This is a genomic window from Chroococcidiopsis sp. (assembly GCF_051657925.1).
Taxonomy (GTDB): Bacteria; Cyanobacteriota; Cyanobacteriia; order Cyanobacteriales; family Chroococcidiopsidaceae; genus Chroococcidiopsis.
This window is the reverse complement of the sequence record NZ_JBOFLP010000183.1, coordinates 1-7,116: the sequence shown is the minus strand read 5'-3', so window position 1 is coordinate 7,116 and position 7,116 is coordinate 1. Positions and strand designations below refer to the sequence as shown.

7 protein-coding genes and 1 pseudogene are annotated in these 7,116 nt (G+C 44.8%); 3 read left to right on the top strand and 5 right to left on the bottom strand.

Going from position 1 to position 7,116, the window contains the following annotated elements; all coding sequences use genetic code 11:
• From ACRC32_RS14935 to ACRC32_RS14915, 5 genes are all read right to left on the bottom strand, one after another.
• Positions 1-164 (bottom strand): phage virion morphogenesis protein (locus ACRC32_RS14935; protein WP_438554715.1); only part of this gene is annotated, 164 nt, incomplete at its 3' end.
• 131 nt (positions 165-295) lie between these two features.
• The gene (locus tag ACRC32_RS14930; protein WP_438554714.1) at positions 296-1,138 is read right to left on the bottom strand and encodes a phage head morphogenesis protein; all 843 of its coding nucleotides are present in this window, start codon (positions 1,136-1,138) and stop codon (positions 296-298) included.
• Between the two features lie 9 nt (positions 1,139-1,147).
• On the bottom strand, positions 1,148-2,035 hold the full coding sequence (locus tag ACRC32_RS14925; RefSeq protein ID WP_438554713.1) for a hypothetical protein: 888 nt from the start codon (positions 2,033-2,035) through the stop codon (positions 1,148-1,150).
• A 122-nt stretch (positions 2,036-2,157) separates the two neighbouring features.
• Entirely contained in the window at positions 2,158-2,394 is a 237-nt protein-coding gene (locus tag ACRC32_RS14920) for a hypothetical protein (protein ID WP_438554712.1), read from the bottom strand.
• A gap of 162 nt (positions 2,395-2,556) precedes the next feature.
• Positions 2,557-4,680: a phage portal protein family protein gene (locus tag ACRC32_RS14915; protein ID WP_438554711.1), complete on the bottom strand. Its 2,124-nt coding sequence runs from the start codon at positions 4,678-4,680 to the stop codon at positions 2,557-2,559.
• A gap of 134 nt (positions 4,681-4,814) precedes the next feature.
• Here ACRC32_RS14915 and ACRC32_RS14910 point away from each other — a divergent pair, with 134 nt between their 5' ends.
• The 3 genes and pseudogenes from ACRC32_RS14910 to ACRC32_RS14900 form a co-directional block, all read left to right on the top strand.
• The gene (locus tag ACRC32_RS14910; protein WP_438554710.1) at positions 4,815-6,299 is read left to right on the top strand and encodes a hypothetical protein; all 1,485 of its coding nucleotides are present in this window, start codon (positions 4,815-4,817) and stop codon (positions 6,297-6,299) included.
• 112 nt (positions 6,300-6,411) lie between these two features.
• On the top strand, positions 6,412-6,786 hold the full coding sequence (locus ACRC32_RS14905) for a hypothetical protein (protein WP_438554709.1): 375 nt from the start codon (positions 6,412-6,414) through the stop codon (positions 6,784-6,786).
• Positions 6,787-6,904: 118 nt separating this feature from the next.
• Positions 6,905-7,116 (top strand): annotated as a pseudogene (locus ACRC32_RS14900) (hypothetical protein); the annotation flags it as partial.

The window sequence follows — 7,116 nt, the reverse complement described above, 5'->3', positions numbered from 1 at the left end:
TGCCAAGGATTACCCTCTGGGGTACGGTTGGCATCAAAAGCCTTCTGCCACTGTCTTTCTTGATAAGCCGCGATCGCGCTTAGAGTTGGCTTAAGATTAGAGGTTCTCTGAGCCAGACGAGATAGGGCTTGGGTTAATTTGGTTAGGTCGTTATTGTTGGGCATCGTTTGAGGTAATAGGTAATAGGTAATAGGTAATAAGTGGCTTCGCCTATGCCGCCCGTTCGGTCTGCGACCTCTCTAGTTAACCAGCGAAGGGCGTAGCCCGTAGCGGTCGGTTGCAGCGTAGCGACCTATTACCTATTACCTATTACCTTTTTTTGCAGTCGTGGACTCAGCCGAGCGATCGCCCCCTGTAATATTTCCTCTCTTTGCTCAGGCTGCGACTTGCCTGGAGCATAGTTAAAACCTGGTTCGGCGATGGGAGCAAGTACCATGTCACCATCAATAATCGCCCCAGATGGATAGTTTCCGTTAAACTCTGACTTGGGGACGGCGATCGCGGGGACAGATTGAGTTTTCCCAGTTAGGCGATCGCGAAGATTAATCCTTTCAGTAATTGGAGTAGCCAGATCTAGACCCTCTCTTATCATATCGCGTTCTGAAAGGCTTACTATATCACAGTTACAGCCAAATCCATTTTTAGGCATGATGCTGTCCCAGATAGGATCATCAGCCCGCCAAATGTTAAGGTGCAGTGCTTTGTGATGAGGGCGAGGGACTATGGGGTGATCGTGAATGTATTGCCAATAAGGGCGACGCTTAATCATTTCAGGGGTAGATAGGGTTCGGTACTTACCTGCGCTATATGCCGTCTTGATGTTCTGCTTAAAAACTAATTTAGTACGCCAGGGCTGCTGCTCTCCATAGCCTCCTGTGACCATTGCCTGGTTGAAGTTTTTGGCAAAGTCTTCGTAAGTAGTCAAAGTATTAGATCTCCCTTCGACTACCTTGAGAATCAAGTCAAATACCGACTGCAATACCGATGCCTTCTCAACTCCTGCCAGGGTAAAAGCCCAGTCTTGAGACTCGTTGATTACCTGATCCCATACCTCGGTTGGCAGTGGGAGCTTTTGTTTATAAAAGGCGATTGCGGAGCTAGCCGTAGGCATCGCCTCATCAAATTTAATTGGGGGCATATGTAACGATTAACGATTAACGATTAACGCGAATTCGTCGAGAATTTCTTCAATGGATTGCATTGCTTCCTCAAGCTGCGATCGCAATTCTAAATATCTGTCTACCAGGATCTTAATGCTTGTATCCTCGGCAAAACGGACGTATCGAGCTACGCCGTACGACGACGTAGTCTCGTCCTCATCTTTGATCTCCCCGCGTCGCTTTTTAAACGGCACAATTTGATTAGCTTTTCCTACACTTTCGTCAAGTAGTTTTTTAAGCCTGTCGGCATCGGATAGATTCCTCGCGAGCCTTCGAGCGCGATCGCTTTTCAATTGCCTCAGTTCTTTATCTATCTCTGATGCCCGACTGAATTTTTTGATTTGATTCTGGGGAGAATCTTGGGCAATTTCTTTTTCTCTTTTGGCGATCGCCTCTGTTAACTCTTGAACTTCTTGTTTTGCGATTTTTTGCTCTTTTTGAGCATCTTCAAGCATATTTGAATAGAAATCCTTATCCCATTGAGTTATTTTTTTCTGCTTTAATTTTCGTTGATAATTTTCAATATTTTTCTCTGAATTTTTTAGAAGATCTTGAATTACTGCGAGCATTTTCTTGTCCGACTCTAAAACAGATTTATTGGCATCATTCACAATTGACAATAATCCTTTTAATCCATCTTTAACATTCTTGGATTTATTGATTTTGAGCTTGCTATTTATCTCTACTGCCAACCTTTTTCCTGCTTCTTTGTTAAACTCATCCCCCAGGCGATCGCCCTGGCGTTTTAGCCAATCAGCATAATTACTGGCTTGCCCTGTTAGCTTCTTACGGCAGTTAAACCCACGGGAGATGCAGCTCCCTCCACAGGGATAACCACGATTACAAGATTTCGATTTTTGTTTGGTTTTAGGCATCTTTTTAGGTAATAGGTAATAGGTAATAGGTAATAGGTAGTGAGTTTCTTTAATTAACAAGTAACGATTAACGAGCATTAATCTTTTTACCTACTACCTTCTACTTACTACCCACTACCTTCTTAGTCTATTTCCTCTGGGTTTATCGGCTTATAATTAATTCCTTTATCAGCTTCAAAGTCGAACTGAAAGCGTTTTTTGCCGTCTCTAAACTCGCCTGTGTACTGCCCTGGCTTAACGCGACGAAAATCAACGTTATCAATGCCATCGGTGTAAGTTTCTTCGATAATTGCTTTGACTATTAGTGGCTCGGCTTGAGCAAACTGTTCTGGAGTTGGGTTTTCGGGAAGACTAATCATAGGTAATAGGTAATAGGTAATAGGTAACTTTTTGAGTAACGAGTAACAAGTCCTAAAGGATATATGCCCTAAAGGACTAGCTCCGCGTCGCGAAGCGGTATCCCGTGGGACACCTTCGGATATAAAAAGTAACGAGCGCAGTCTTTCGTTACTTGTTAATCGTTAATCGTTACTTTTAAAAGCGTCGTATCTGCCAGCAAACTCAGCAACAGCGATCGCCTCTCCCAAAATCTCTCCATATTTATCACCATCCATTTGGTCATAAAGTTTGTAGAGAGAAGATTCGAGTTCATTGAATTTGCCAGCATCATCTAGGGGGAGGGAGTTTATTCGTTGGACTTCTTTGTTGATAAGCGATCGCCATCGATCGATTTCTAAGGTCAGCTTTTGAGTGGTCAGCTGACCACTCAAAACGTGACCTGGTAATACTGCTTCGACGGACTGATTGGCAAATATATCAGACTGGTCTTTTACTGGTAAGGTCACGTCTGCCGAGGTTTCCTCGGCAGCTCGTGATGACCGTTTGCGATACTCGTCAAGGGAAGCGATTACGCTCCGCGTACCCTTCGGGATCGCCACTTTCTTGATGCCGCCAAAGAAGGCTTTGGGCATTTGTGCTAAGTAGGCTTGCTTGGCAGCAGTCTTTGATGCATACCCCGCCATGTACTTGTGTTCGTCAAAGTTGCCATTTTGATCTAACTGAGTAATTTTAAATAGTTTATCCGAGGTTTTGATATCGGGGTTCGGTACATCTTGATGGAAGTAAACATCGAGAGCCATTCCATCTGCGCCCTTAGTTCCTCTGATATGCCCGTAACCAGACTTGAGAACTTTATCGTGACGGCGATCGCCAGGCAAGTTTTCAACGCCGATTTCTAATCCGTTCCATTTAAGAATTTGCTTGGCAGAAGCGAAATTAAATGATTCTGATAATTCTACTGCTTCACTTTCGTTACTCGTTCCTTGCTCCTCGTTACTTTGATCAAATATTCCCGATAACTGATTATTCAACCCCCCCTGCTGTTGCTCTTCCTCTGTTTTTTCTTCTAATTCAATCGAGTAGGTTTCTTCAATATACTTTCTGGTGGGCTTGAGTTCCATCATGGTTGAGATGGTGCTGTCTCGTTGCGATCGCCCATTCAAATCCTCTTTCTGTTCCAGTTCGGGGAATTTGCGCCAAACTGTCGGGGGCTGAGCCTGATCGCCAAAGTTGTACCAAGTAAGCCACTTAAGTAAAGTATTGTTAAGAGTGCCAGATAGAAAGTCAGAAGACTGCTTGGTAATCTCAATCCTGACCTCATTCCCTACCTGATCCCTGGCGCGACTTCCCCCACTGCCTTGCTGATCTGTACTACCTGTTTCTCCCAGTACCGTCTTGGATATCTCACGGTCAAAATAATCCATGAGATTGGTGTACACGTCGCCTCCACCTTGGGCGATCGCCATCCACTCAAAATTACACCCTTCAGGCACAACAATTCCCGCTTCTTGTGCCATGTTATTCATGGCTTCAATCAGCATGTCCCGCAGATCTTCCCTCCCATCTGGATAAGTACCCTTGCCTGTAGGAGAGCCAAATTTATCGGCATAGACTAAGGCAAATTCCGCTAACTTGCGTTTGAACATAACTGGGTAAAATAGTCTGCCCCCCATCCCCCAGCCATAGGGGTTGTCGTCTTCAGGGTGGAAAGTATGAGTAATAAACTTTTTCGGTGGCAGTTTAACGCCATTCCAGGGGGATTTTAGAGTTAAAAGGCGGAAGCGATAGCCTTTATCTCCAGCTAAATAAACAAATCTACCAGGGGATTTATCTTTAATTTGTTTGGGATAGATTTCTGTACCGTTTGTGCCATAGATTATTTCCGCAGGCTGAAACCCATACAGTTCCGCTTTTAATAGGTTGTAGCAAACCTGATCGAAGCCACCATAAATATTAGGGACTAGTTCCCCCTCATCCAATTCCTCATCAAAGGAGCCGATCGCTTTTAACTGTCGCTCAACCAATTCCGCTGCTTTTTTGTCGATCCGTTTATCTGAGGCAGGAATCACCTCATATTCACGCTCAACTACCGAACCCCAGCGTTTTTGCAGCACGGCAAAAGTATGAGGGTCGCGCATCACATCTCTTAGGGCTTCAAACCCCTTGGTTGAGCCACGATCAATTAACACCCCATCCTTGGGCTGGATGCGGTGTTCTCCACCATAAGCATAACCACCGTAATGGAGGTGATTATTGCGGATGGTGGCTATTTCGGCAGTGATTTGGCGGGGTTTTTCTCTGGGCAAGGTTTTCTTTAGGTAGTGGGTAGTGGGTAGTGGGTAGTGGGTTCGGAGTATTCTTACCTACTACCTTCTACTTACTACCTCCTACCTAAATTATTCCCTGGGAATAATTAACATAGTTATTCTCAGTACATCGAATGCCTGTAGAGATAGAAGCTGGAAAGCTTGGAAGACAAATAGATAGTCGTGGGGTGGTCAAAGAATTTACCCCTGAATTTTTTCAGGAGGTTATAGAGTCCTACGACCCTAACAACTTTAAGGCTCCTGCCATAATTTCTCACGACACAAAAGGAATCCCCGACGACAAGCTACATGCCAATAAAGAGCTTTCCTATGGGGTGGCTTCTGGGCTAAAGATGGTGGGCGATCGCTTAAAGATTTCCTTTGACAAGTTATCCCCCAAGATTAAAGAGCATTTTGATAATGGAGAACTGCTTTCGGTTTCTCCTAGTTTTTATCCCCCAACGCACCACGCCAACCCGACCCCAGGCAAGTGGAGTTTGCGCCACCTAGGCTTTCTGGGAGCAAGTCCCCCAGCCATTAAAGGGTTGGCTGCCCCCACCTTCTCTGAAACAGGATATAACCCCGCAGAACACACCTTGGATTTCTCCTTCCCTGGGGAACTGAAGGAAACAGGGGAGGCATTAGAATTTAGTATCTTCACAATGCGATCGCTGTTCTCCAACCTTCGTGACTGGCTGATTGAAAAACATGGCAAAGAGGAAGCAGAGAAAATTCTGCCAGCAGGTTCTATCGAATCTATGGTTATGGATGATCGTTTCCAGCAGAACGAACTTGATCAACTACGACGAAGAATAAATGAGCTTGAAAAGACCCATGAATCTGGCGGAGGGATGAGGGCAATTCCCTTGCCATCGCTATATCAGGAGGACGAAGCACACGAGCGGAGTGGAATAAGCGCGGGAAACCCGCGCATTTCCTCCGCTCAAACCACAAACTCCAAACTACAAACTAATAAGAGTAAAAATATGAAAACTAACCCTAAAGTAGACCCAGATTTAGAAATGGAAGATATGGAAGATGAAGACGAGGAGGATGAACAAGAGGAAACCCCCCCCACTAAAAAGAAAAAGAAAACTATTGATATGAGCGAAGAAACTATTGATTACGCAGCGGAACTAGCCGAAGAGCGACGCGCTCGCAAGTTACTAGAATTTCAGGTACAAAACGAACAGCGCAAAGCTGAAAAAGAAAGGAGCGATCGCAAATTTGATAAAATTACCAACTTTTGCGAGAACTTAGTTAGAGAAGGACAACTAGCTGCCCAACAAATAGGCGATCGCCTATTGGAATTTGGCGAGGGGGAAGAAACTCAGCAGTCCCTACCTGAATTTCTCATGAGCCTTGATGAACAGCAATTATCTTTTATGGAAGACTACCTATCCAGCCAGCCGAAAATTATCGACTATGGCGAATTTGCCAAAGATAATGATGATTCAGCAGCCCATCGGGCAATCGATTTCAATGCGGTGCCAGGGGCAAGCATTAGTGACGAATCCAGAGACGAATTTGAGGAGATTCTCCACTATTGCGAACAACACAGCCTAGACCCCAATGACGATGATGACTTCAATCAAGCAGCCAAAGCGGTACTTCGTTAAGTAACGAGTAACGATTAAAGATTAACGCTCGTTAATCGTTACCCGTTAATCGTTAATCAAAAGTTACCTACTACCTATTACCTATTACCTATTACCTATTACCTAAAAAGCCATGCCAGGACAAGCATCACCATTTTATTTAGCCAACAAAGATGGAAACGTTAGGACTATCCAGCTAACCCAGTCCGCCGTTGAAGCGGGTTACGCCGTCGGTTACAACGGCGGACTTGCCATTGCAGGTCAGTCAATGCAAGGAATCAGTAGACAATCGGGGGCGGTGGGCGATTATATTGCCTGCACCACAGATAATACAGCAAGTGCGATCGTTGGGGCAGCGGTTACTAACGGTCAAGATTTAGCTGTGGGGGCAGGGGGAAAACTCGTCCCTGCCGTGGCGGGGAACTATATCGTTGCCCGTGCCTTGAGCGATAGTAATGCCAATTTATTCATCACCGTTGAAATCAAGCCCGAAGCGATAAAAGCGTAGCTTTTAAAAGTAATAGGTAAGAGGTAATAAGTAATAGGTAAAGAAAGTTTATTACCTATTACCTATTACCTATTACCTAAAGAAAATCCATTACCCACTACCTATTACCTAAACGCATATGCCACCAACTATGTCCGTCCGTCAGGCAAGTTTAAATCAAAACTTAGTACTGACTCGCGTTGTCCAAGGAATCAAGTCTCAAAAAAGCAAGATGGTGGGGCAGTTTCTCAGCCCTAAAGTCCCTGTCCCCACTAGAACAGGTCAGATAATCAAGTTTGATAACTCTGATAGCGTTATCTATAACACTCGTCGCGCTCCTGGGGCTGAAAC

Coding starts and splice junctions, on each gene's coding strand:
- ACRC32_RS14930 (WP_438554714.1), bottom strand. CDS start 1,138: ATGCCCCCAATTAAATTTGATGAGGCGATGCCTACGGCTAGCTCCGCA.
- ACRC32_RS14905 (WP_438554709.1), top strand. CDS start 6,412: ATGCCAGGACAAGCATCACCATTTTATTTAGCCAACAAAGATGGAAAC.
- ACRC32_RS14910 (WP_438554710.1), top strand. CDS start 4,815: ATGCCTGTAGAGATAGAAGCTGGAAAGCTTGGAAGACAAATAGATAGT.
- ACRC32_RS14925 (WP_438554713.1), bottom strand. CDS start 2,035: ATGCCTAAAACCAAACAAAAATCGAAATCTTGTAATCGTGGTTATCCC.
- ACRC32_RS14920 (WP_438554712.1), bottom strand. CDS start 2,394: ATGATTAGTCTTCCCGAAAACCCAACTCCAGAACAGTTTGCTCAAGCC.